At 48.1% G+C, this 25870-nt stretch carries 9 protein-coding genes; 1 reads left to right on the forward strand and 8 read right to left on the reverse strand.

Annotated features, from left to right (window positions below; translation table 11 throughout):
• Nucleotides 1-3 precede the first annotated feature (3 nt).
• From AC5I6P_RS12020 to AC5I6P_RS12040, 5 genes are read right to left on the reverse strand one after another with little or no spacing between them, the layout of a single operon-like run.
• Nucleotides 4-1563 carry a condensation domain-containing protein gene (locus tag AC5I6P_RS12020; RefSeq protein WP_495693995.1) on the reverse strand — a complete coding sequence of 520 codons (1560 nt, stop codon included), beginning with the start codon at nt 1561-1563 and terminating at the stop codon, nt 4-6.
• Nucleotides 1550-3211 (reverse strand): aminotransferase class V-fold PLP-dependent enzyme, encoded by a 1662-nt coding sequence (locus tag AC5I6P_RS12025; protein ID WP_495693996.1) that lies wholly within the window; start codon nt 3209-3211, stop codon nt 1550-1552. The genes AC5I6P_RS12020 and AC5I6P_RS12025 overlap by 14 nt, the downstream gene beginning before the upstream one ends.
• 40 nt (nt 3212-3251) lie before the next feature.
• On the reverse strand, nt 3252-6524 hold the full coding sequence (locus AC5I6P_RS12030; protein ID WP_495693997.1) for an amino acid adenylation domain-containing protein: 3273 nt from the start codon (nt 6522-6524) through the stop codon (nt 3252-3254).
• A gap of 1 nt (nt 6525) precedes the next feature.
• Nucleotides 6526-11247 carry an amino acid adenylation domain-containing protein gene (locus AC5I6P_RS12035; protein ID WP_495693998.1) on the reverse strand — a complete coding sequence of 1574 codons (4722 nt, stop codon included), beginning with the start codon at nt 11245-11247 and terminating at the stop codon, nt 6526-6528.
• Between the two features lie 12 nt (nt 11248-11259).
• The gene (locus tag AC5I6P_RS12040) at nt 11260-19836 is read right to left on the reverse strand and encodes an amino acid adenylation domain-containing protein (protein ID WP_495693999.1); all 8577 of its coding nucleotides are present in this window, start codon (nt 19834-19836) and stop codon (nt 11260-11262) included.
• Between the two features lie 814 nt (nt 19837-20650).
• Here AC5I6P_RS12040 and AC5I6P_RS12045 point away from each other — a divergent pair.
• Nucleotides 20651-22777 (forward strand): acylase, encoded by a 2127-nt coding sequence (locus tag AC5I6P_RS12045; protein ID WP_495694000.1) that lies wholly within the window; start codon nt 20651-20653, stop codon nt 22775-22777.
• 12 nt (nt 22778-22789) lie between these two features.
• Here AC5I6P_RS12045 and AC5I6P_RS12050 read toward each other — a convergent pair whose 3' ends face one another.
• The 3 genes from AC5I6P_RS12050 to AC5I6P_RS12060 are packed head-to-tail and all read right to left on the reverse strand — an operon-like array spanning nt 22790 to nt 25712.
• A complete protein-coding gene (locus tag AC5I6P_RS12050) occupies nt 22790-23620 on the reverse strand; it encodes an ABC transporter ATP-binding protein (protein ID WP_495694001.1) in 831 nt (276 codons plus the stop codon).
• Nucleotides 23617-24654: a FecCD family ABC transporter permease gene (locus AC5I6P_RS12055; protein WP_495694002.1), complete on the reverse strand. Its 1038-nt coding sequence runs from the start codon at nt 24652-24654 to the stop codon at nt 23617-23619. Before AC5I6P_RS12055 ends, AC5I6P_RS12050 begins: the two co-directional genes overlap by 4 nt.
• The gene (locus tag AC5I6P_RS12060; RefSeq protein ID WP_495694003.1) at nt 24651-25712 is read right to left on the reverse strand and encodes a FecCD family ABC transporter permease; all 1062 of its coding nucleotides are present in this window, start codon (nt 25710-25712) and stop codon (nt 24651-24653) included. Before AC5I6P_RS12060 ends, AC5I6P_RS12055 begins: the two co-directional genes overlap by 4 nt.
• Between the last annotated feature and the right edge of the window lie 158 nt (nt 25713-25870).

Consider the following 25870-nt stretch of genomic DNA (forward strand, 5'->3'; position numbering starts at 1 on the left):
CGATTAGTCAGACAATGTACTTTGTGCTTTGCGTCGCATGAACTTGAGTTTGTTTAAGTTTGCTGCTTTTATATCGTGTTCGTACTGAAGCCGATACTGTTTTTCGGCTTCGGCGAACATCGCGGCTAATTCACTCAATTGGATATCAGGTTCAGCGACAATTTTGTTCAGAAAAGCTGTGAAATGTTGGATCAATCGATCGCAGGTCGCCGCATCAAATAAGTCGGTTTTATACTCCCATGTTCCCTGCAATCCAGATGGCGTTTCCCACAGGTGTAGGCTCAAATCATGTCGGGTCGTGCCGCTCTCGATCGCCAGTGGACTGATAGAAAGTCCGGGTAGCTCTAAGCTGGGCAAGGGCGTGTTGTGCAAAGCAAACCAAACCTGAAATAGCGGATTGTAGCTCAGACTTCGCTGAGGTTGCAATTCCTCCACTAATTTCTCAAACGGAACATCAGCATGAGCAAAGGCTTCTAAAGTAACCTGACACGATCGCGCTAACACATCTCGAAAGCTGAAATCAGCATCAAGTCGCGTTCTTAGCACTAGAGTATTCACAAAGCAGCCAATCAAGTTCTCTAGTTCAGGCAGATTACGATTGGCGATCGGCGTTCCTACCAAAATATCGTTCTGCTGGGTATAGCAGTACAGCAAGGACTGAAATGCAGTTAAAAGCGTCATAAACAAGGTAGCTTCTGCTTGCTGACTCAGCGCTTTTAGAGCGTCAGTTAAAGCGAGAGGCAACAGAAACGATCGCTGTGCTCCCCGAAAGGTCGGTGCGGTAGATCGAGGGCGATCAGTGGGTAATGGGGGAAGCAATGCTGCACCTGACAACTGTTGTTTCCAGTAATGCAACTGGTTCTTTAACTTTGCAATTTGATCAGAGTGTTGTTGCCAAACCGCGAAATCGGCAAATTGAATTGGTAAGTCTGCAAGAGGAGATGACTTGTTCTCACAAAACGCTGGGTAAAGCGTTGCGACTTCTTGCACCAGGACTGCGATCGACCAGCCATCGGAGATAATGTGATGCACCGTCAGTAGTGCTACAGACTCGGTTTCACTCAGTTGAAGCAACGTCACCCGAAGGAGTAGTTCTGCCGTTAGATCAAAAGGATATTGCGCTTCTGAAATCGTCGATCGCTCTACTTCTGCTTGTCGATCCGGCTCCGGTAGTTTCTGCAAGTTCACAACAGCGAGCTTGAAAGAAAGCGTAGGAGTAATAACCTGTACAGGTTCACCGTTTAGGGTTGCAAAAGTAGTGCGTAGTGCTTCATGCCGTCGCACTACTTCATTGAAACTACGTTCTAAAGCTGCTACATCTAAGCGCCCCTGGAGTCGCACCGCTGCTGAAATGTTGTAAGAAGGATTGCCAGGAGCCAACTGAGCGAGGAACCACAAGCGTTGCTGAGCGAGCGAGAGCGGAGCAGGACTGAACGGAGTGCGGCGCGAAATCGTTGTTGTCGTTTCAGCATTCGCGGTCTGTTGTCGCAGTGCTTGCAACAGGAGTAATCGTTTTTGTGGCGAAAGTTGTTTAAGGCGCTCTGCACGGTTAGTAGCAGTCACAAGTAACCTCCAAGCTCATCTGATCGGGGGGAACAACCACAGGTAATTGAGCAGCAGTCTGGAGCTGATCGGCGAGAACTGCATCAATGTCTGCTTCCGTACTCAGGGGGTTAACAATCACGGCTCGTAGCGCCACGATCGCTTGTTGTTGCCCGTAGATACTGGTAGATAAGGTCGTGCGGGAGATAAAGGTTTTGCCCGCTTGACGCTGAGCATTTTGCAGCAGTTCGTTAAAGTCATTAATCGATCGCTGATCCACTTCCGTCAGTGTTTTGGTCGTTAACTTCTGCCGAAATGGTTTTGGAATATAGCGGTACAGCAGCAGATTCATTTCGGGTTCTAGCAAGAGTTCAAATTCTGGGCGCTGACGAATTTGATTTGCCAGATATTGCGTCTTCTGAATTCCAGCATCGATCAGTACAGCATATCCCTGCTGACCGATCAGCTTCAAAGCGGCTTGCAGAAATAAAATCATGCCGGGACGAGAGCCTTCGATCGAGCGCTTACCCAAGTCGATCGAGTCTTTCCGAACCGTGTAGCTAGCATTTTTTTCAATTAGTGCAGCGAGGTGAGGATTGCGCAAAAGCACCATACCAATTCCCATTGGCAAATAGAGTTGCTTGTGCCCGTCAATCGTGACGGAATCGGCATCTTCAATACCAGCTAGCTTATGAGCGTGTTGTTCGGAAAATAGCACCGGACCGCCCCAAGCGGCATCCACATGAAAGTGAACCTTGGCTTCCCGCGCGATCGCGGCTATTTCTGCCAACGGATCAATACTGCCAGACTCCGTGCTGCCTGCGATGCCAACAATTGCCAAAATGAGTTGCTTACGATCGCGACACTCGGCAATCGTTTTCCGTAGCGCTTGTAAATTCATGCGGTGATTGTGATCAACCGGAATTTTGAGCAGATGACGATCGCCAATTCCCAGCAGTCCTGCTGCTTTCTCAAACGAGTAGTGCATCAAGCTAGAACCAATGATCACTGCGCCTTTGTAGCCATAGAACTCTAGTGCAGCCAATAATCCCTCTTGTTCCACTCCCGCAAAACCAGCTTGAGGCTTGAGCGCGACATTCCGAGCGCACCACAGCGCCGTGATGTTTGCCAATGTACCCCCGGTCGTCAGAATGCCCAGCGTACTTTCACTCGCTTGGATGTGTTGACTGTAGAAATCGTCTGAACAACCGTAAATTAATCGGTGCAACATTGCTAGAGCTTGACGCTCATAGAAGCTGAACGTTTTAGCTGTTTCCACTTTGACAACATTCTGATTCATCGCCGTCATGAGCTTCCCCAAAGGACGCACAAAGTAAGGCAAAGCAGTGGTCATATGACCAATAAATTGTGGTGAGGAAGTATGAATCGAGTGGGAAATAACGCTGGAGGTTAGTTCATTGAAATACTGATCCACGTTACAAGCAGTCAGTGGAATTTGACTGTCTGTAAACTGATCCGCGATCGTCGCTAAATCAATGTCTGTACTGATGGTTTTGGCATTGACAAACGCTTGAACGATCGCGTCAACGCGAGTTTCCAATTCTTGCTCAGTTAACAAAGTGGTTTCTGAACGAGAAAACAGTGCCATTACGTCTATCAGGCGATTAGAGGGTTCGGCGAATTGGATATCATCACGCAGATTTTGCACCCGAAATACTCCTTGATTTAGGAAGGGCTGAGAGTTGGGATTATGACGTCAAAATGCTCTGTGCTGTTGCTGTTTCATCCGTTGCCTCTAGTTGGTCTAACAGTCGATCGAGATCGGCTGGATTGGACTGAGCAAGAATGGCATCCTCGATCGTTTCCGCCAATTCGCGAATGGTAGCAGCAGCAAAGAAGTCAGGTAAACTTAACTCTACCTCAAACTGTTTACACACACGGGATATAAGCTGCATCGCCAGAAGAGAATGTCCTCCTAAGTTGAAGAAGTTATCTTCAATGCTTACTTGCTCTAACCCCAATACGGTCGCCCAAATGTTTGCCAGTTCTACTTCGATCGGGGTTTGTGGCGGCACAAACGAGTTGGTTGATGCCCGCTGGTGCGTTTCTGGAGCAGGCAAGGCACGACGATCAATTTTGCCGTTGGGGGTCAGTGGCAGTGCCTCCAGCAAAATAAACGAGATCGGCACCATGTACTCTGGTAACTTCTCGCTTAAGAAATTCCGCAACACGTCGTTAAGAGGCTCAACTGATTGCTGTTGTTCTAGGCGGGGAACTACATAAGCAATCAAGTGAGAATTGCCGGGAGAATCTTCCCACGCAATCACAACGCTTTCCTGAACCGAGGGATGCTGATCGATCCAAGACTCGATCTCTCTCGTCTCAATGCGAATTCCGCGCAGCTTTACTTGATGATCCGATCGTCCCAGGAATTTAATTTCTCCATCAGGTAAGAAACATCCCAAATCTCCCGTTTTATAAAGCCTCGATTGCTCCTTCTGAATCTGGAACGGGTTAGAAATAAATTTTTCAGCCGTAAGTTCTGGACGGTTCCAATATCCTCGTGCTAGACCTGCGCCAGCAATATGAAGCTCTCCAGGTACACCAATAGGAACAGGTTGCAAATGACGATCGAGAATATAAATTTGAGTATTCGCGATCGCTCGACCAATGGGAATGAAATCAGACAAGTGATTAATACTCGTGTCATGCCAAGTCACATCAGCAGCAACCTCTGATGAGCCGTATAAGTTAATTAAGATACAATGCGGCACCTGCTGGCGAAAGCGCTGACAAAGCTCGATCGTCAAGGCTTCACCACTGCTGACCCAATATTTTAACTTAGGCAAGCGATCGTGTAGATCTGGAATCGTTTCTAACAAGACGCGCAGCAGCGAGGGAACCAACACTAGACGTGTCACCTGCTGTTCAGCAAGCATTTGCACAAATTGCAGCGGGTCTTTTACGGCTGAATCTGGCAAAATCACAGAGCGAAGCCCGTGCAGCAAAGGAGCGAAGATTTCCCAGACAGAATCGACAAAGTTTAGAGAAGTTTTTTGGCAACAAACGTCATCCGATGTGAAGGGATAGGGATTCCAGTGCAAACGATTTACCGTGCCTCGGTGCAGCCCCATTGCTCCTTTGGGCGTTCCGGTTGAGCCGGAGGTGTATAGCACGTATGCCAACTGATCTGCTGTAATATTTTCAGTGAGATTCTGTTGGCTCGCTTGGCGAATTTTGTCCCAGTCTGTATCAAGGCACACTAGTTTTGCTGAATGTTCAGGTAGGGTGTCTGCTAAGTATGATCGCGTCAGCAAAACAGCCATTTGAGCATCGTTCATCATGAATGACAGACGCTCTTGTGGATAGGCTGGATCTAAAGGTACATAAGCTCCTCCAGCCTTGAGAATGCCTAAAAGCGCCATGACCATTTCTGGAGATCGTTCTAAACAAACACCCACCAAAACTTCTGAAGTAACTCCCAGAGTTTGTAAATAATGAGCCAGTTGATTAGAGCGTTGATTTAATTCTCGATAGGTAAATTGTTCATCGCCATACACTAACGCAACGGCATCAGGTGTACGTTCTACCTGTGCTTCAAATCGTTGATGAACACACTGATTGGGATACTCAACTTGTGTATTATTCCATTCCGCCAACTGGTGCTGTTCTGCTTCGGTTAAGATCGGCAAGCCAGACAAGCATTGATTTGGATGAGAAATCATTCCTTCGAGAAGAGTCTGGAGATGCCCTAACATACGAGCGATCGCGGCTGAGGCAAAGCGTTGACTGTCGTACAGAACTTTCAGCCCCAATTCTGAACCGGGAAATGCGATTAGCGTTAGGGGATAATTTGTTTTTTCAAAGGCACGAATATCTCGAATTTCCAGATCCGTTTGCGTTTGTAGAGCAGCATTGATCGGATAGTTCTCAAACACCACCACACTTTCAAATAGAGGCAAGCCGCGCGGCACATCACTCCAGCCCTGCACTTCTACCAAGGGACTGTACTCATACTGACGTGCTTCGACCTGTTGCGCCTGGAGTTGTTGAAGCCAAGGCAACAAATTCTCTGCTGCCTGTACCTGCACTCGGACAGGCAAAGTGTTGATGAATAGCCCAACCATTGCCTCAGAGCCTGCCAGGGTGGGCGGACGACCAGAAACCGCTGCACCAAACACAACATCATCCTCGCTACTATAGCGGCTTAGGAGTAGCGCCCAAGCTCCCTGCACCAGAGTATTTAGCGTTAGTTGGTGCTGACGAGCAAACGACTGGAGAGCCCTAGTCTTAGCAGTTAATAGCTGAATATGCTGTTCGTCGTAGCTGACTTGAGCATCGGCTGCATCTGGATCAGTTGCAACTTTCTTTAGAAGCACTTGCTCGATCGTCGTCGGTGTTGAGAAGCCTTGAAGCCGTTGCTGCCAGAATGCTCTAGCCTTGGATAAATCTTGCTGCTGTATCCAAGCAATGTAATCCCGGTAGGGACGGGGACGAGGCAAGGATGAGGATTGCCCTTGGCAAAGGGCTTGGTAATCTGCAAAGACTTCCTTGAGCAGCAATGGAGTAGACCAACCATCGAGCAAAATATGGTGATGGCTCCAGACAAAGCGGTAACTCTGCTGATCTAGACGAATCAGCGCAAATCGCATCAAGGGAGCTTGAGTGAGGTCAAATCCCTGTTCTTGGTCGGTTTTGAGGAAGTGTTCTAACTGTTCTTGCTGCTCACGAGGAGAAAATGCCTGCCAGTCCAGTTCTCGCCAAGGTAGTTTCACCTGTCGATGCACGACTTGCACAGGTTCCTTAATTCCTTCCCAGACAAAAGCGGTGCGTAAGATCGGATGACGATCGCACAAAGCTTGCCATGCCTGTTGGAACAATTTTGTATCTAGCTTGCCATTCAGCGTACAGCTTAACTGCTCATAGTACATCCCCGATCGAGGTGCACACAGAGTATGAAAGAGAATGCCTTGTTGCGTTGGTGAAAGTGGATAGAAGTCTTCGAGATTGCGGTTGCCCATTTCAAGCGTCTCCAATTGCAGTCAGAATATCGTTCAAATCAGTCTGGCTCCATTGACTCCACTGGAAATCTGAAAAATCAGAGGGAGTATAGTTGATCGCATCTTCAGATGGGTTGTGAGCAATCAGCGATCGTAGAGCGTCGATAAATCTCTGTGCCAAGCCTTCGACTGTAGAACGTTGGTGTAAGGCTTCGCTATACGTCCAGTTCAAGCGCAATTGTTCACCTGAAACAAAACCGTTGATTTCAAGCAAATGGCTACGATGTCCTTTGGGGCTAAAGGCTAAGCCACTAGACGCTTGGGATAACCGAAACAATCTTCCCTCCAGGAGAACTTGGTCAAACTGACCGAGATAGTTGAAGCTGATATCTGCGGTTGGTAAAGCTTGCAGTTGTTCAACAATCTGGCGATCGCCGCTGAGATAGCGCAGAATGCCGTAACCAATACCGCGATTGGGGAGCGATCGAAGCTGTTCTTTCACAGCGTTGAGCGCCTGACCGAGAGTTGCTGTTTCTTCTAAATGCAAACAGACCGGAAACTGCGTGGTAAACCAACCGATCGTGCGGGATAAATCAACATCGGCAAAAATTTCTTCTCGTCCGTGTCCTTCTAAGTCTATTAGTAAAGTGGGTGAGCCTGTCCACGGCGCAACTGCCTGCACTAGAGCGGTCAGCAATACTTCATTGATTTGGGTGCGGTAGGTTTTAGGAATTTCGTGTAGAAGCGCTTGAGTTTCTGCGGTGCTGAGGGCAACCCCGAAGGTACGAGACATGGCGATCGTGTTTGCTGCGTCAGGATAATCGACGGGGAGTTGAGCAGTCGGACGTTGCAGAGCGGTCAACCAATCATCGAGTTCTGCTGCCACTGATGGCGCATACTGGTTTAACCGTTCTGCCCATTGCTTGTATGAAGTGGTTTTTGCAGGAAGTTGAAGGGTCTCGCCTCGATAAAGCTGCTGGTATGCGGTTTCAAAATCTTCCAGCAAAATTCGCCATGAAACGCTATCAATTGCTAAATGATGAACCACAATCAACAATCGATCCGGTTGGTTTTCGCCTAACTTGAAAAGTGCAACTCGCAACAAAGATCCTTCAGAGAGATTCAAACTTGCCTGAAATTCTGTCACCGTTGCTTCTAGTGTGCAGAGTTGCTGGTCGATCGGCAGCGTTGACAGATCGATATAGCTGAAAGGAACAACGTCATCTGGCTCAACATTGCGCTGCTGCCACCCTGACGCATCACGGGTAAATCTTAAACGCAAAGCGTCATGATGCACCAGTAAATGTTGCATCACCCGTTCCACCAACGAAGAGTCTAACGTTTCACCCACTTCTAGCAATACTGCCTGATTCCAGTGGTGCGGTTCTGCAAAGTCTTGCTCAAAGAACCAGTGTTGAATCGGAGTAAGAGGAACTAGTCCGGTTACTACACCTTGTTCCGCTTGAGTAGATTGATTTGCGTGAACAACGGCTGCTAATTCCGCGATCGTCTGATGCTGGAAAAGCTGCTTAGGAGTGATTCTCAGCCCGACCTGGTTTGCTTTAGCAATGATTTGGATACTAAGAATTGAATCTCCGCCCAATTCAAAGAAGTTCTCATGAATGCCAACTTGCTCAAGTCCTAGCACTTCTGACCAAATTTTCACAAGCTGCTGTTCAGCCTGAGTCGAGGGAGCGGAAGCGGTGGGCAGTTCGGGGCGAGTTTGGTCTGGAAGGGGGAGCGATCGACAGTCAATCTTGCCGTTGGCAGTCAGAGGCAGAGTATCCAACACAACAAAAATTGCAGGCACCATGTATTCCGGCAATTTTTCTTTCAAAAAGTGCCGGAGTTCGCTGAGATCAAGAATTTGCTCTAGCTCTAGTACAAGGTACGCGACCAGCCGCTTTTGTCCAGGCATGTCTTCTCGCAACAGCACCACGGCAGTCTGCACCTTTGCGTGGCTATTTAGCGCTAGTTCAATCTCACCCAGTTCGATCCGAAATCCGCGAATTTTAACTTGATCATCAATGCGTCCCAGGTACTCTAGATTACCGTCAGCGCGGTAGCGTACCCAGTCTCCTGTTTTGTAGAGTCGTGCTTCTGGATCAGAGCTAAAGGGGTTGGCGATAAACTTTTCACGAGTGAGATCTGGATGGTTGCGATAGCCTCTCGCAAGACCGACGCCCCCAATGTGCAATTCACCCGGCACCCCAACGGGCACAAGCTGCAAGAACTGATCCAACACATAAGCCTGAGCATTAGGAATCGCTGAACCGATCGGTAACGCTGAGTGCGTTGAATTCTCAGTGAACTCCCACTGCGTCGAGACGATCGTGGCTTCCGTTGGACCGTAAGTATTCAGAAGCCGTACAGAACTCTTCACATGCTTTTGCCAAAGCGCGAAGCGATCGATCTGTGCTTTTTCGCCTCCAATGATCACCAGACGAACAGAAGACGGCAGCGCTAAGCGATCGCGCTCCAAACTAGTTGTGAGTTCATGCCAGTAGGCAGTTGGCAAATCTAACACGGTGATATTCCAGTCCTGACAGGCTTGCAAAAACTCAACCATCCACCCTGATAGAGCGTTGCTTCGTAACACTAGAGTTGCGCCACCAGTCAGACAGGGAAAGATTTCTTCAGCACTCGTATCGAAGCTGAAAGAGGCAAATTGCACAACGCGATCATTACGCGTCAATTGCCAATTTTCTACCGCAGCTTGAGTGTAATTGACAAGCGATCGATGCTCGATCATCACACCCTTGGGCTGCCCTGTTGAACCTGATGTGTAGATGACATAGACCAACTGGTTTGGGGTTGAACAACTAACCGGATTGGTTTGAGGCTCCTGAGCGATGCGTTGCCAATCTGTATCTAAACACAACACGGTGGCATCCGTAGCGGGAAGGCAATGGTGCAGATGGTTTTGAGTTAACAACACCGAAACTTGAGCATCCGTTAGCATAAATGCCAAACGATTTGCAGGGTAAGCCGGATCTAAAGGCACGTAGGCACCTCCCGCTTTCAGAATGCCGAGAATGCCAACGATCATGTCGAGGGAGCGATCGACACAGATTCCTACTAAATCATCTGCCCCCACTCCCAATGTTTGTAGATAATGAGCAAGCTGATTGGCACGCTGATTCAGTTCTCGATAAGTGAGTTGTTGGTCTTGAAAGATAACCGCAATCGCGTCTGGTGTTCGTTCTACCTGCGCTTCAAACTGTTGATGAACGCATTGCTCTAAGCAATAATCAATCTGTGTTTGATTCCATTCCAGTAATTGTTGGTGTTCTGCTGCTGTTAGTAATGGAAGACTAGATACAGATTGATTCGCATTCGCCACAATTCCAGTCAGCAGGGTTTGAAAATGCCCTAACATTCGAGTGATGGTGCTGTCATCGAACAAATCTGTACTGTATTCCATCAGCACTTGTAGCCCATCTGCCACTTCTGTCACGTCTAGGCTCAAATCAAATTGAGTGGTGTGAGTTTCAATTGGTAGCACGCTAAGGGTTACACCCAGTAGTTCCAAATCTGGCATTGGCGCATTGCGAAGTTGGAACATCACTTGAAACAGCGGATTATAGCTGAGGCTACGATCGGGTTGCAGTTCTTCCACCAGTTTCTCAAACGGCAAATCCTGATGAGCGTATGCTTCTAAAGTCACCTGTTGCACTCGTTCCAGCAAAGTGCGAAAACTAGGATTGTCCGAAAGATCAGTCCGTAAAATTAACGTATTGATGAAAATACCAATTAACCCTTCAACTTCAGCCCGATTGCGGTTCGCGATCGTGGTTCCGATTACTAAATCGATTTGATTTGTGTAGCGATACAACAAAATTTTGAATGCTGCCAACAGCGTCATGAACAGCGTTGCGTTTTCTCGATGGCTGAGGTCTTTTAGCGCTTCGCTTAATGACTTGGGTAGCAACAAAGACTGAGTTGCGCCGTGAAACGTCTGCTCTGGTGGGCGAAGTCGATCGGCGGGAAGTTCTAAAAGCGGAGGGGCACTCTGAAGCTTCTGTTTCCAGTAGGCAAGCTGCGTTTCTAGCATGTCTGTCTGTTTCTGCTGCCAAACTGCAAAGTCAGCATATTGAATAGGCAGGTCAGGCAGGTTAGGAGTCTGTCCAGTTGAGAACGCTTGATAGAACGCAGCTAATTCCCGGATCATCACACCGATCGACCAACCATCCGCAACAATATGGTGCATTGTGAGGAGTAGTACATACTCCGTTGCATCCAGTTGCAGTATCGTCGTCCGCAGCAACGGGCCATGTTCTAGATCAAACGCTTGCTGAGCTTCTTTGAGGGCGAATTGCTGTACCTCCACTTCTCGTGTAGCTACGGGCAACTCTTGCAAATCGATTAACACTATGAAGACAGCAGAACTAGCAGGAGCATTTGTCTCCGACCAGCTTTTTGCTATGACCTGAACAGGTTGCCCTTCCACCTGCTTAAATGTGGTTCGCAATGCTTCATGACGCTCAACAATAGCATTAAAACTCTGTTCCAGAACAGCTACATTCAGGTGTCCTTGTAGGCGAACCGCCGCTGGGAGATTGTAGAACGGTTTTCCGGGTTCAAACTGATCTAAAAACCACAAACGCTGTTGAGCAAAGGAGAGCGGAGCCGTATCACTGGCAGGTCGGACAGGAATGCCTTGTGACGAGGCTGTCATCCCTTGTTCGCGCAGCAACACCTCTAGCAACGCTCGCTTTTGAGCAGAAAGTTTAAAGGAACTCATAGATTACCCTCCTCAAACACCAACTTGAAGGTACGATCGCTTTTCTTCGAGCAGAGTCTCAACTTCGTGATCAGAAAGCTCGGAAATTGTTAACAACAGTTGAGCGGTTTGCTCGACTTGCTTTGCTTGAACAGAATCTTTGAGTAAATCCGCTGCTTGCTCTGCGATCGTGGGTGAGTCAAACAAGCAACGCAAGCCTAGATTGACTTGTAGAGTATCCCGCACGGCTGACACCACTTGGGTTGCGAGTAAAGAGTTGCCGCCCAAATCAAGAAAGAAATTGTCGTGAACGCCAACTTGCTCTAGTTGCAACACGTCTGCCCAAATTCCTGCTAGCACCTTTTCTAAAGCAGTCTGGGGAGCCACAAAGTTTCTTTGAGATGCGATGACATCGAGATTGGATAAGAGGAGTGCGGCTAACGATCGCCGATCGACTTTGCCGTTGGGTGTTAGGGGCAGTGCATCCAACATCACGAATGCAGAAGGCACCATATATTCTGGCAATTTCTGACTCAGAAATTGACGCAGTTCTTCTACAGTGGGAGTCGCTTCTGGTGCTGTAATAACGTATGCAGCTAGACTCTGACGGTTAGGCTGTTCACCCACTGCCATCACGACGCTTGATCGCACCATTGGATGTTGATTGAGAACCGCTTCGATTTCTCCTGCCTCAATCCGTTGTCCACGAATCTTGAGTCGGAAGTCGTCTCTGCCTAAAAACTCGATGTTGCCATCTGGTAAATAGCGCCCTAAATCCCCGGTGCGATACAAGCGTACGCCCGTCACCGGATGCTGGATAAAACTCTCCTGTGTCTTGTCTAGATTGCGCCAGTAGCCTTGTGCTAAACCCACCCCCGCACAGTACATTTCACCGGGAATCCAGACGGGGCAATCTTCTAAGGCTTTGTTCAAAATGTAGTACTGGGTATTCGCGATCGGTTTGCCGTAGGGGATACTTTTCCAGTTGGGATCAACGACTTCGACCGCATACCAGATGTTCCACAGAGTAGTCTCGGTGGGTCCTCCGACACTAACGACCTGCGCTTCTGGAACCAACGCTTTGAGACGATCGGGCAACGTCACAGAAATCCAGTCGCCGCCTAAAAATGCCCACCGCAAACTTGCAGGAAGCACTTCGGGACGTTCGGCAGCATACTCTAACAGCATCTCCATCATGGCAGGAACCGAGTTCCAGAGGGTCACCTGTTCACGCATCATTAACTCTGACCAATGTGCCGGATCACGCCGGAGTGCTGCATCCGGGATCACGAGGGTTCCACCTGCGGCTAACGTGCCGAAGATGTCATAGACCGACATATCGTGATACAGCGCGGTTAGCGCCAAGACGCGATCGCGATTGCAAATTTGGAAATGCTGATTCGTCTGAGCGATCGCATTTACGACACCTCGATGGGCGATCATCACGCCCTTAGGCAATCCTGTTGAGCCAGAGGTGTAAATTACATAGGCGAGATCATCGAGTTGCTGTACAGGTTCAAGTGGTATTACTGGTTCATTGATCAATTCATTAGTATCAATGCAAATAGATTGAATTGTTGGTGGTAGTTGTAATCGTTCGCGTAACCACGATTGCGTTAACACAATCTCAGCTTCAGCATTCTCTAAAACGTAGTGAAGGCGTTCTTGCGGTAATTCTGGATCAATGGGTAAATAAGCAGATCCAGCATTGAGAATACCCATCACTGCTAAAATTTGCTCCCAGCCTTTATCCATCACGATCGCCACAAGCTGATTTGGACGCACTCCTAATTGGCGCAACCGATGTCCTACCTGATTCGATCGCTGGAACAATTCCTCGTAAGTGAGAGTGCAATCGGACGTAATCACAGCAACCTGTTGAGGACGCTGGGCAACTTGCTCGGCAAACAGCGTCTGCAACAGCTTGTCTGGAACGGGAGCTTGGTTGGCACGAAACGCACTCTGCTGCGCTTGCTGAGCTGGAGGCAATAATTGTTGGTTAGTTTCCTGCCATGTTGTCTCTTCGGTTGCAAGCCGTTGCAGCAACCTACAATAGGCAGCAAACATATCGTCTAACATACCTACTGGGAAGAGTTCTTCGACCGCATCCCAGTTCAAACACAATGCGCCCTCTGCCTCACTAAACTGACTATCAATCCAAACTTGGGGAGTTTGTCCGAGGATATAAACAATGTCTCCCAGTTCTTGAATCAGAGTAGCGATCGAGGAATTAGTTTCTCCAGGGGTGTTCTGTGGATAGGTTGTGAACACGATCGGCATGGGGATTCCTGTAGTCTTGCCGTGAGCTTGAGCTAGTTCCCGCAACACGCGCACACCACTAACATAAGGATGCTCTAAATCTTGCCAAAGTTGCGCCTGCAATCGTTGTGCGCGAACCTCAAAGGACGCGGGATGAGTGTGATCAACCTCTAGCAGGGTAAACGAGGCAAACTCACCAATTAGGTCATTCACCTGCGGATGGAGCGGCAATCGATTGAAGCGCGGGACGTTGAGCGTGAAGCGTGGACTCTTACTCCAAGTCGTTAGAACCTCGGCGTAGACCGCTAACAGAACGCCTGTGGGAGACAGTCCAGCTCGCCTGGAGCGAGCCTTTAACCGTTGCCAAAGTTCAGGAGCTAAAGTAGCACTCCAACGCTTGAAGCGGGGTTGCGTGAGCGAACTTGGAGCCTTGGCTAGCGGTAGCTCTGGCGCAGGAGGTAACGTTGCTAGTCGATCGCGCCAATACTGCAAAGATTGTTGATAGATGGGAGTGTTTTGCAGATCCAGCACTGCCAATACATAATCCCGAAAAGAAAGTTCTAGGGGCATCAATGCGGCATCTGGATTTCGATAAAGCTGCATCAAATCCCGGAACAGAATTTGATAGCTCCAGCCATCTAAACAAATGGCATCCATGCTGATGTGCAGCCGAATTCGACGATCGCTTAGCCGAGACGCCCGCAGATCAAACAAGGGAAATCGATCGAGTGGTAATACTTGATGGGAGAGTTCCTCTCGAATGGCTTGTAGTTGTGACTCTACTTGCCCTGTTTCTTGTCCCCGCAAATCCAGCACTGGAATTTGATAAGTCGGCACCTGCTGCAAAATTTGCTGGTGTCCATCTGGTAGCACGATCGCTCTCAGCATATCGTGGCGTTCTACTAATCGCTGCCATGCCAGATTAAACCGTTCCAGGTCTAGCTCGTCGCTCTCAATCTCGACGTAACCATGAATTGCGACATTTCCCATTTCAAAAATGCTCGTTCTGCCTAGCCAGTAAGCTTGCTGCATTTCATTCAAGGGGAAGGGCTGGTAGCGTTGGCTGATATCAGGCGCGATCGTGGGTAGATTGTTGAGGGGTTGAGGTTCCAGCAATTTTGTTTGAGCAATGGTATTTGCTAGGCTGGCGATCGTCGGGGTTTGGAATAAACAGCGTAACGGCAGTTCCACTTGCAGCACATCTCGTATTCTGGCAATGAGTTGTGTTGCCAGCAGCGAGTGCCCTCCCAACTCAAAGAAGTTGTTCTGAATTCCAACGTGTTGCAGCCCCAACACGTTTGCCCAAATTTCAGCTAACTGTTGCTCTACAGCAGTGCGAGGCGCAACAAAAGCGGTTTGTCGTTCTAGCGTGTCTGGTGCAGGTAGGGCACGACGGTCTACTTTGCCATTTGGAGTGAGAGGCAACGCTTCTAAACAGACAAAGTGCGATGGAATTATGTACTCCGGCAGTTTTGTCTGCAAGAAAGAACGGAGATCGGCAGTTGCAGGTGCGAATGACTGGTGTGGCACCACATACGCGACTAAATTCTGCTTGCCGTGCTCGTCCTTCCGAACCACTACAACGGTCGTTTGTACCGCTGGATGGTGACTGAGTACCGCCTCAATTTCACCCAGTTCAATGCGAAATCCTCGCAGTTTTACCTGGTCATCTAGGCGACCTAAAAACTCAATGTTGCCATCCGATCGATAACGCGCCAAATCTCCAGTTCTGTATAGCGTCGGGCTATCATGTTCTCCCTGAAACGGATTGGAAATAAATCGCTCAGCCGTTAGCTCTGGACGATTGAAATAACCACGTGCTAGTCCATCTCCACCAATATAAAGTTCTCCGGGAATCCCGATCGGGACAGGCTGTAACTGATCATCCAGGAGATAAACTTGCGTATTGGAGATCGGACGTCCGATTGCCACAGTTGCTCCCATTGGGTCGGGGTCTACGATTGAGTAGCAGCAGGTGAATGTCGTATTTTCAGTAGGTCCATATCCATTAATCAGCCGTAATTCTGGTGAAGCTTGCAATAACTTCTGCACATGAGAAACCGATAAAACGTCACCCCCCGCTAACAGTTGCCGTAGTGGTTTTAAGTCCTCTAGCTGCTCATCGACCATTTGGTGAAATAGCCCTGCCGTCAGCCACAGAGTTGTAATCTGGTGCTGTCGAATTGCCTGCCCCAACTCGCGCAGCGAAGGAACGCCAGGAGGCATCAGCACTAACCGCGCTCCATTAAGCAAACTGCCCCAAATCTCAAACGTCGAAGCATCAAACGCGATCGGCGCTAGCTGAAGAAACACTTCTTCGGCAGTTAAGTTTGCGTAATGGTTGTTTTGAACTAACCGCACGGCTCCCCGATGAACAATGCTGACTCCTTTGGGTTGCCCAGTAGAACCGGATGTGTACATCAGGTAAGCCAAGTTATCAGGCGTGGCTGAAGACACAGGATTTTGATTAGTCTCTTGAGCAATGATTTCCCAATCTGTATCCAAACAGAGGAATGTTGCTTGAATTTCAGGTAATTGCTCTAACAACGGCGATCGCGTCAGCACAACAGGCACCTGTGTATCGCTCAGCATGAATGCCAAACGTGCTTGAGGATAGCTTGGATCAAGCGGCACATAGGCTCCTCCAGCTTTGAGGATGCCGAGTAGACCAATGATCATTTCAGGAGAGCGATCGACGCAAATCCCGACTGGAACTTCCGGCTTGACACCTAGCTTTTGCAGATAATGAGCAACCTGATTTGCCCGTTGATTTAATTCTCGATAAGTTAGTTGCTGCTCTGCAAATACGATCGCAATTGCATCAGGTGTTTGTGCAACCTGTGCCTCAAACTGCTGATGAATGCATTGATCATGAGGATAGTCTGTCTGAGTTTGATTCCACTCAACTAACAGTTGGTGCCGTTCAGTAGAAGACAATAAGGGTAAATCAGACAGCCGTTGATTAGGATTCGCGACAATGCCTTCTAGTAAAGTTTGAAAATGCTCGATGAAACGATCGATCGTACTCGTCTGGAACAAATCAGTGTTATATTCCAGCGTGCCGATGAGTCCCTCAGCCGTTTCCTCTACAAACAACGTGAGATCAAATTTTGCAACTTCTGTATCGACCTCGTTCAAGCTCAGCGTCAGATCGGGTAGTGACAGAGTTTGAGTTAAAGCAGTTTGCAGAACAAAAGAAACCTGGAATAACGGTGAATAGCTTAAATCGCGCTCTGGCTGTAGTTCTTCTACTAGCTTCTCAAACGGCAGATCCTGATGTGCGTAGGCTTCTAATGCAACGTGTCGAACTCGGCTCAACAACTCCCGGAAAGAAGGATTGCTTGTCAGATCAGTTCGCAGTACCAACGTGTTCACAAAGAAGCCAATTAGGTCTTCTAGCTCAGCCCGATTCCGATTCGCGATCGGTGTTCCAACTAAAATATCTTCCTGCCCAGTGTAGCGATGCAGCAATGTCTTGAATGCAGCTAACAATGTCATGAACAATGTTGTGCCTTCCTGCTGACTCAGTTTGAGCAGTGCTTGGTGCAATAGCTGAGATAGAACAAACGATCGTCGCGCCCCGTGGAACGTCTGCATCGGCAGACGGGGAAAATCAGTTGGCAGATTGAGAACAGGTAAACTGCCTGCAAGCTGCCGTTTCCAATAAGTGAGTTGAGCGTCTAAAATCTCTCCCTGCAACCACTGACGCTGCCAAGTTGCAAAGTCAGCATATTGAATCGGTAAAGCGGGAAGGAGTGAGGATTTTTGAGCGAGAAATGTTTGGTAAAAAGATGCAAGTTCTTGGAGAAATATGTTGGTTGACCAACCATCAAAAATGATGTGGTGAGCACATAGTAATAGAACATGCTCATGCTCACGCAAGGACACCAGTTGAGCACGTAACAAAGAACCCTGCTGAAGATCAAACGACGATTGTGCCTGCTCTAAAGACAATCGCCGGACTTCCGATTCTTGTGCTGTGGGTGAAACATTGCTCAAATCAAGGATGGGCAGATCAACACGCATCGTCGAAACGATCTGTGTTGGCTGACCATCCACACTGACAAATCGGGTGCGTAAGATCTCGTGTCGTTCAATCAGTGCATTCAGGCTTTGGTGGAGGGCTGCAATATCAAGATGTCCTACCAATCGAATTGTTGCTGCCAGGTTATAGAAGGGATTGCCCGGTTCTAACTGATCTAAAAACCACAGTCGCTCCTGTGCAAAGGATAGCGGTAAGTTGCGATCGCGCGAGATTGATTCTAACGGCAACACTGGTGAGGCAGTTTCAAGTTGCGCGAGAATCTGCTGTGCGAATTGAGCAATGCTTGCACCACTAAAGAAACAGGTAAACCCGATCTCAATTTCTAAATCTGTCTCAACTTGATTTTTAAGTTCAACAATCTTGAGAGAATCCAATCCCCAAGCAGCTAGCGGTTGGTGAGGATCAGGAGAAGAAGCCGCCTTTAAGATACGGGTAACTTGGTGCTGAAGATACGTTTCTAATTGGGTTTGACGGGCTTCTAAAGACGTTGCCAGTAGAGCTTCACGGCTGAGACGACGATCATCGCGCTCCACCTCAGTTGCTTCCAGAATGCTGCTTCCCAATACTTGTAACTTGCCTGCAAGAAACTCCGATCGACAAGCCCGACGCTGAATTTTACCACTCGAAGTTTTCGGAATGGTTCCTGGCTTGATCAGCACAACACCGTAGGCTTGTACCTCGTACGCTTCTGCGATCGCTTGACGAATTGCTGCCGTCACGTCTGCTACATCTGGCTTTTGGCGAAACTCGACCTCTTGCACCACAACCAATCGTTCTTCGGCATCAACTTCAACGGCAAACGCCGCACTACTACCTGCCCTCAACGCAGGATGACTTTGTTCTGCCGTAAGTTCAAGATCTTGTGGATAAAGATTACGTCCGCGAATGATGATTAAATCTTTAGCTCGTCCGGTAACAAATAACTCCCCTTGATGCAAAAAGCCTAAATCGCCAGTTCTTAGAAAGGGACCCTCGTGGGTATCGGATAGATAGGCTTGAAACGTGCTAAATGTCTTATCAGGACGATTCCAGTAGCCTTGACCGACACTCGGACCTGATACCCAAATCTCTCCAATCTCATTGTCAGCGCAGCGAGCGCCGCTTTCAGGGTGAGCAATCACGATTTGCTGTTCGGGAACAGCCTGACCACTACCGACCAACACATACGAGGCTACCTGACTTTCAGCTACAGCATCTACAGCAAGGTTTTGAATGTAGTTTTGCTCTAATGCGGCTGCATCTACGGGTTTGCTAATTGGTCGATCGGCTTTACTGCTACCTGTCACCATTAAGCTAGCTTCGGCTAACCCATAGCAGGGATAGAAGGCTTCAGGTCGAAACCCACATTCTGCAAAAGTAGCTGCAAACCGTTCTAACGTAGACTGACGAATCGGCTCAGCCCCGTTGAATGCCACACTCCAACTGCTTAAATCGAGAGTTTTCCGCTGTTCGGGTGTAATCTTATCAACGCACAACTCATAGGCGAAGTTGGGACCTCCGCTAGTTGTTCCCCCGTAGCGGGAAATTGCTTGCAGCCAACGATAAGGACGCTGAAGAAACGAAGCAGGCGACATCAACGTACAAGGAAACCCACCATAGAGTGGCTGTAAGACTCCACCAATTAATCCCATGTCGTGGTAGACCGGCAACCAAGAAACAAACTGGCTCGTGTCAGAATGCTCCATGCAGTGGTAGGTGATGGCAGCATTGTGCAACAGATTGCCATGACTCAACATCACTCCCTTCGGCGTTCCTGTTGATCCAGAGGTGTATTGCAGAAACGCCAAACTGTCTGCCACGATCGCGGGGGTTTGCCAATCTTTAGCAAGGCGATCGTCTAAAGTATCGGTTGCTAGCCATTGAATGTTATCTAATTCTGTTTTGTCTGCAAGTAGAGACTGAGTGCGGTCTTGGATAGTGCTGGTCGTTAGCGCGATCGTGGCGTTAGCGTCTGCAACAACTGCCTGAATTCTAGGGGTGTTGCGCTGATTGTGCGGAGGATACGCTGGAACCGCAATCACGCCAGCATACGAACATCCAAAGAAAGCAGAAATGTAATCTAATCCTGGTGGATAGAGCAGTAAAGCTCGTTCGCCCCACAAATTGAATGCTTGCAGTTGCGCTGCAATAGCTCGACTACGCCGATCTAATTCTTGATACGTGAGGCTGGCAGACTCGGTTTCTCCATCACCTAGAAAGCGATACGCTGTTTGCCCGGGCTGATGCATCGCTCTGTGACGCACAAGGTCAACCAATGTACAGCGATCGAGAGGTTGTTTGAGAAAGTGATGATGAGGGGCGAACATTAAAGTCTTCCTGCTTGATGAACCCAGAACTTTAGAAGCAGCCAATCTGGCTATCGGTAAGAAATAGTTGTCAAATCTGATATCAAATTTGAAGCAGTTTGCTCGTGCATATAGTAGCGATCGCGCGCTGCTACATCAGAAGATTAGCCCTACTTGCTATGAGGGCATCTGCTTTGAAGCGTTTCTGCTTAAACTTCATGGCTAAACGATGCAGTCAACTAGTTGTACTGGCTGCTAATCTCCACATAATTGCTCACCAGCATTAGAGCAGAGTTGCACTGTGATGACACTGCAAAAGTAGTGACTAACCAAAAATACAACAGATGCTAGTTATTCTCAACAAGAGTTAAGAGATTTGCTAAATTTACTGGTAATTAATAGAGAATAGTTATCAATAAACAGATGGGTTAAGTTGAACTAACAGAGCAATGCATTTCAGGTTGCTCTACTCACAAAGACATATCGGTTAAGAGCGGTAGACAGAAATTTCAATAACATCCGACTCATTAGACGAGGATGATCAGCAAAACTTCAACAAGAACAACTCACACATATCAATCTTGATAAGCTTGACAATAACAGTATTTATCCCACCTAATAATGAGTGGAGTTCTCATTTAAGTTCGGCATTGATTGAATCAATGCCAAAAAATTTGTTATCTAGATTCATGTTGTAATGCGCACGAGCAGCAGCAAGTTAGCACTCGTTCCAAGCCAATGACTCACGGGGTTTAAATCTGTCGTGTTATTGCTCTGCAAAAAATTAGTTTTCCTGTTTTGTGTAGCATTCGAGTTCACCATTTGAGCTACGTTTATGTCATTTATACGATTTAAGCCGCCTCATCTTCGGAGTCGCCTACTCTCAAGTTGCCTAGCTGTACTCGATTCTGTATTCGTCCCGATCGCTGATCTCAACAAACATGCGATCGAGCAGACCGAATTACTGTGGGATACTTATGGCGTTCCCCACATCTACGCGCAAAATTCAAAGGGTTTATTTCATGCCTTTGGTTGGGCACAGATGCACAGTCATGGCAACTTGCTGCTGCGTCTTTATGGTCAAGCCAGAGGACGAGCAGCAGAATATTGGGGAGAGGACTACTTAGAATCGGATCAGTGGACGCGAACGATGGATGTTCTAGCCCGCGCTCAGCGATGGTATGCAGCGCAAACTCCCAGATTTCGTCGCTATCTTGATGCTTTCGCTGATGGAATTAACGCCTATGCTCAACAGCATCCTGAAGCGATCGAGGATGCCGTCAAAATCGTGCTGCCAGTCACCGCAGTCGATGTTCTAGCGCATACTCAACGGGTGCTCAATTTCACGTTTGTGGTGAATCCTGAAAAAGTTGCAGGAATCATCGAGCAGCAAACAGAGGAAGTCGCGAGCGAGCATGTACCTGGTTCTAATGGCTGGGCGATCGCGCCATCTCATTCCAAAAGTGGCAATGCTATGCTGCTCGCAAATCCACACTTATACTGGTCTGACTTGTTTCTCTGGTACGAAGCTCAACTAACTGCTCCTGGAATTGATGCTTACGGAGCCGCGTTGGTCGGTACACCTGTTTTGGAAATCGCCTTTAACAATTCTTTGGGCTGGACTCACACCGTCAATACTCACACTGGTTGGACTGCTTATGAACTAGAACTAGCCGAAGGTGGCTATCGCTGGAATAACAGAATTTGCGCCTTTAAAACCAAGCAGCAAACTCTGAAAATTAAACAAAGCGATGGAACCATTCAGGAGAAATCTTTTCCAGTCCAACACTCGATTCATGGTCCAGTGATACATAAGCCAGATGGTCGAGCGATCGCGATTCGAGTCGTTGGACTAGATCAACCGAGAGCCTTGGAGCAGTGGTGGAAGATGGCACGCGCCAATAATCTATCTCGGTTTGAGGCTGCGCTGAAACGGTTGCAAATTCCAATGTTTACGGTGCTGTATGCCGATCGTGCTGGGCACATTATGCATTTATTTAACGCTCAAGTTCCGATTCGTTCTCACGGAGACTTCAAATCCTGGAAAGAGTTGATTCCTGGCAATACCTCCGCAACACTGTGGTCAAAAACTCATCCCTACCGCGATCTTCCTAAAGTGGTTGATCCCACTAGCGGTTGGTTGCAAAACGCGAACGATCCGCCTTGGACGACCACATTTCCTGCGCCACTGCATCCCACAAATTATCCAGCATATATCGCTCCGAACGGCTCAATGAATTTTCGAGCGCAACGCTCAGCCCGTATGCTGCAAGAAAATGACAAACTTTCATTTGAGGATGTCATGGAGTTGAAATATTCAACTCGTTCAGAGCTAGCAGATCGTTTGTTGGATGATCTGATTCTGCTAGCACAACAGCAGGAAGATGAATTAACTCGTCGATCGGCGGAAGTATTAGCCAATTGGGATCGGCACACAGAGCCAGAAAGCCGAGGCGCAGTCCTGTTTGCAGCTTGGGTACAAGAGCTTGACTTGCCCAACTTTTTTGCAACATCCTGGCATCCAGATTCACCATTGAGCACACCCAATGGCATCGCTGATCCTGAAACAGCGATCGCTGCCTTGACAGCCGTTGCTCAGAAGATCGAGGCAGACTACGGTTCTCTCGATCTTCCATGGGGCAAAGTCTTTCGGATTCAACACGCAGGGAAGAATTTGCCCGCAGATGGTGCAGAAGATCCCTTGGGAATCTTTCGTAATCTTTGGTTTGTACCTGGTGAAGATGGACAATTTACAAACATTGGTGGCGACTCATTCATTGCAGTCGTGGAGTTTTCTAACCCAGTGAAAGCTAAGGTGCTTAACACCTATGGCAACTCGACTCAGCCTAATTCACCTCATCAAACCGATCAGTTACCATTCGCGATCCAAAAACAGTTACGTCCTGTTTGGCGATCGCGACAAGAAATCGAAGCGCATCTAGTGTCCCGTCAGGTATTTTGAGCTATTGCCAACTTATCGACGCCGACCGACAGGAATGCAGAGTGGTGTTCCGACAACCGGATCTTGAATAATTCGGCTCTCTAGCCCAAACACCTCTCGCACTAACGCTTCCGTCATGATCTGGGCAGGTTCTCCCTGAGCTACAACCTGTCCTTGCGCGATCGCCACCAAACAATCGGCGTACCGACAAGCTTGATTCAAGTCGTGCAGCACCATTACGATCGTTCGTCCTTGAGTTTGATTCAAATCGTAGAGCAAATCTAGAACTTCGATTTGATGCGCTAAATCAAGAAATGTAGTTGGTTCATCGAGCAAGAGAATGTCGGTGTTTTGTGCCAGTGACATGGCGATCCAAGCTCGTTGGCGCTGACCTCCAGAAAGAGTATCAAGCGAGCGATCGGCTAGCTCAATCATGTCAGTAATCGACAAGGCTTGCTCGACCATCCACTCATCTTCTTTTGACCACTGTTGCAGCCAGTTTTGATGCGGATAGCGTCCCTGTGCTACCAATTCTCGAACCGTCAAACCTTCAGGAGCAACGGGTCCTTGGGGCAAAATACCGAGCCGTTTTGCAACGTCTTTGGTAGACAGCTTAAAGATAGAAGCACTGTCGAGGTAAACGGTGCCATGACGGGGTTTAAGCAACCGAGCTAAACCGCGCAGTAGCGTAGACTTACCACACCCGTTTGATCCAACAAGAACGGTGATTTTTCCAGCAGGGATTGCCAGATCTAGGTCTGAAATGATAGACGTGCCATCGTAGGCTAGAGTGAGCTTACGAGTGGTGAGCGCAATTCTCTGCGAGAGAGCTGCTGCGGTTGCTAAAGAATTTTCTACATTCATTGATGACGATTTTGGTATAGCAAATAAAGAAAGTAGGGTGCGCCGATCGTTGCGGTAATCACACCACAGGGTAGCTCAGTTGGAGCGAACAGCGTCCGCCCAAGCAAATCAGCTAGAACCGTGATCATGCCGCCCATAAGGGCAGCCGTTGGCAATAATCCTTCATAACCAGCTCCGACTAATTGCCGAGCCAGATGAGGAGCCATCAGTCCAACAAATCCAACGGTGCCTGCTGTTGCTACCGAAGCACCCGTTAGTGCAACACTTGTAATTAACAATACGATACGCTGCCATTCGACTCGGCTCCCTACTCCCCGCGCAACATCGTCTCCTAAATGCAAAACATTCAAATCGCGAGACAGCAACAGCGCCAATGGAATCAAGACGATGAGCCAGGGCAAAAGCGGCAAGAGATGCTCCCAACTGCGTCCGTAGACGCTTCCCGTTATCCAAATCCACGCTTGGCTAACGCTATTGATCTGTCCAAACGTGAGCATAACTGAAGTAACAGCATTGGTTAAAGCCATGATGCCTATACCGATTAAAATTAAGCGAATCGGTGAACTTCCTCCATTCCATGCAAGTAGGTAAATTAAAATTGCAGCCACAAGTGCTCCTGCAAATGCCGCAATCGGGAGCACAAATCCTGGAGCAGATGGAAACAACACGATTAGGCTAACAGCAACTACGCTCGCGCCTCCATTAATGCCAATTACATCTGGGGCTGCAAGTGGATTGCGCGTTATTCCTTGTAAGATTGCTCCAGAAATTGCAAATCCAACTCCAACCAGAAAAGCAATCAATGCACGAGGCAACCGCAACGTGTAAATAATAAAATCGTAATCTGCGTTGTCTGTCTCAAGTTTTAATAATGTCTTTAATACATTAATAGGCGAAATGGGATATTCACCTTGTCCTAAACTTAGAATCACGATCGCGAAGCTAATGAGTCCCAATACGATTAAAACAATGGGAACACGCCGATCAATGCGAAACGAAATCTGCCGAGATCGAACAGTTATCCAATGATTCATCGTTTTACCCGCGATCGCGCTAAATAAATAAAGAATGGTGCCCCTAAAAGACTGGTCATAATCCCAACCGGAAGCTCTTGAGGTTTGAGGATTAAACGAGCACCAATATCTGCTAGCAGTAAAAGAATGCCACCGAGACAGGCAGAATAGGGAAGCAGCCAACGATAATCAGTACCGATCAAAAACCGAGCAACGTGCGGAACAATCAGCCCAATAAACGAAATGGGTCCTGCGATCGCGACAGCACTGCCTGCCAATAGCACCACTACAACTATTGCGGTCACTTTTACCCACCCTGTTTTCAGTCCTAACCCCGTTGCGACATCTTCACCTAACGCTAACGTTGTTAACGGTTTACCCATGGCAAACGCCATGAGTAAACCAACAACCATGCAAGGAAGCACCTGCAAAAATAAGCTCACATCTCGTCCTGCCACTGATCCCGCTAACCAAAAACGAATTTCATCCAGCGTTTCTTGATCGAGAATCAGAATGCTTGTCGTGAGTGAAGAGAGGAGATAAGTTAGAGCAGACCCCGCTAACACAAGCTTCAACGGAGTCATGCCGCTTCGACCTAAAGATCCCAACATATAGACTGCGATCGTGGTTAGACCTGCACCGAGAAAGGCACATCCGACATAAACCGGAGCAGAGACACTACCCAGGAGAGATAAAACTACCACCATTGCAAATGATGCACCACTGTTGATGCCCAAAACATCGGGTGAAGCTAGAGGATTGCGAGTGAGTCCTTGCAGAATGGTTCCAGCAACTGCTGACGTTGCCCCGACCATCAACGCAATCAGCGATCGTGGAACTCTTACCGTTTGGATGATCAAATGCTCCGCCGAACCATCAAACGCTGTCAAAGCAGCAAAGACAGTATTTGGGTGAATCTCTGCTGCCCCAAAGGTAATACTCGTCATCAAACAGATGAAGAGAACTAGCAAACATAACGCAAGTCCTACCACGAGTAAAGCCTGCGATCTCCCTATAACCTTCTGAGGAGATCGCGCCTTTTCTCTGATTAATGAGGATGGTTTGACCACTCTCTTCATCTCCTAGCGGGTTTGCAAGAAATGGGTTTGCAAGAAATAATTGTGACTACGAGCCAAGGGCGCAAGCCTGGCAACAGAATTAAACACGGGTTGAATAAGCTGAGAGGTTTTCTCAATAAGATTAAACGGTCAGTTGCTACATTGCAAGTAGAGTTGAA

It is taken from the genome of Myxacorys sp., assembly GCF_059501405.1.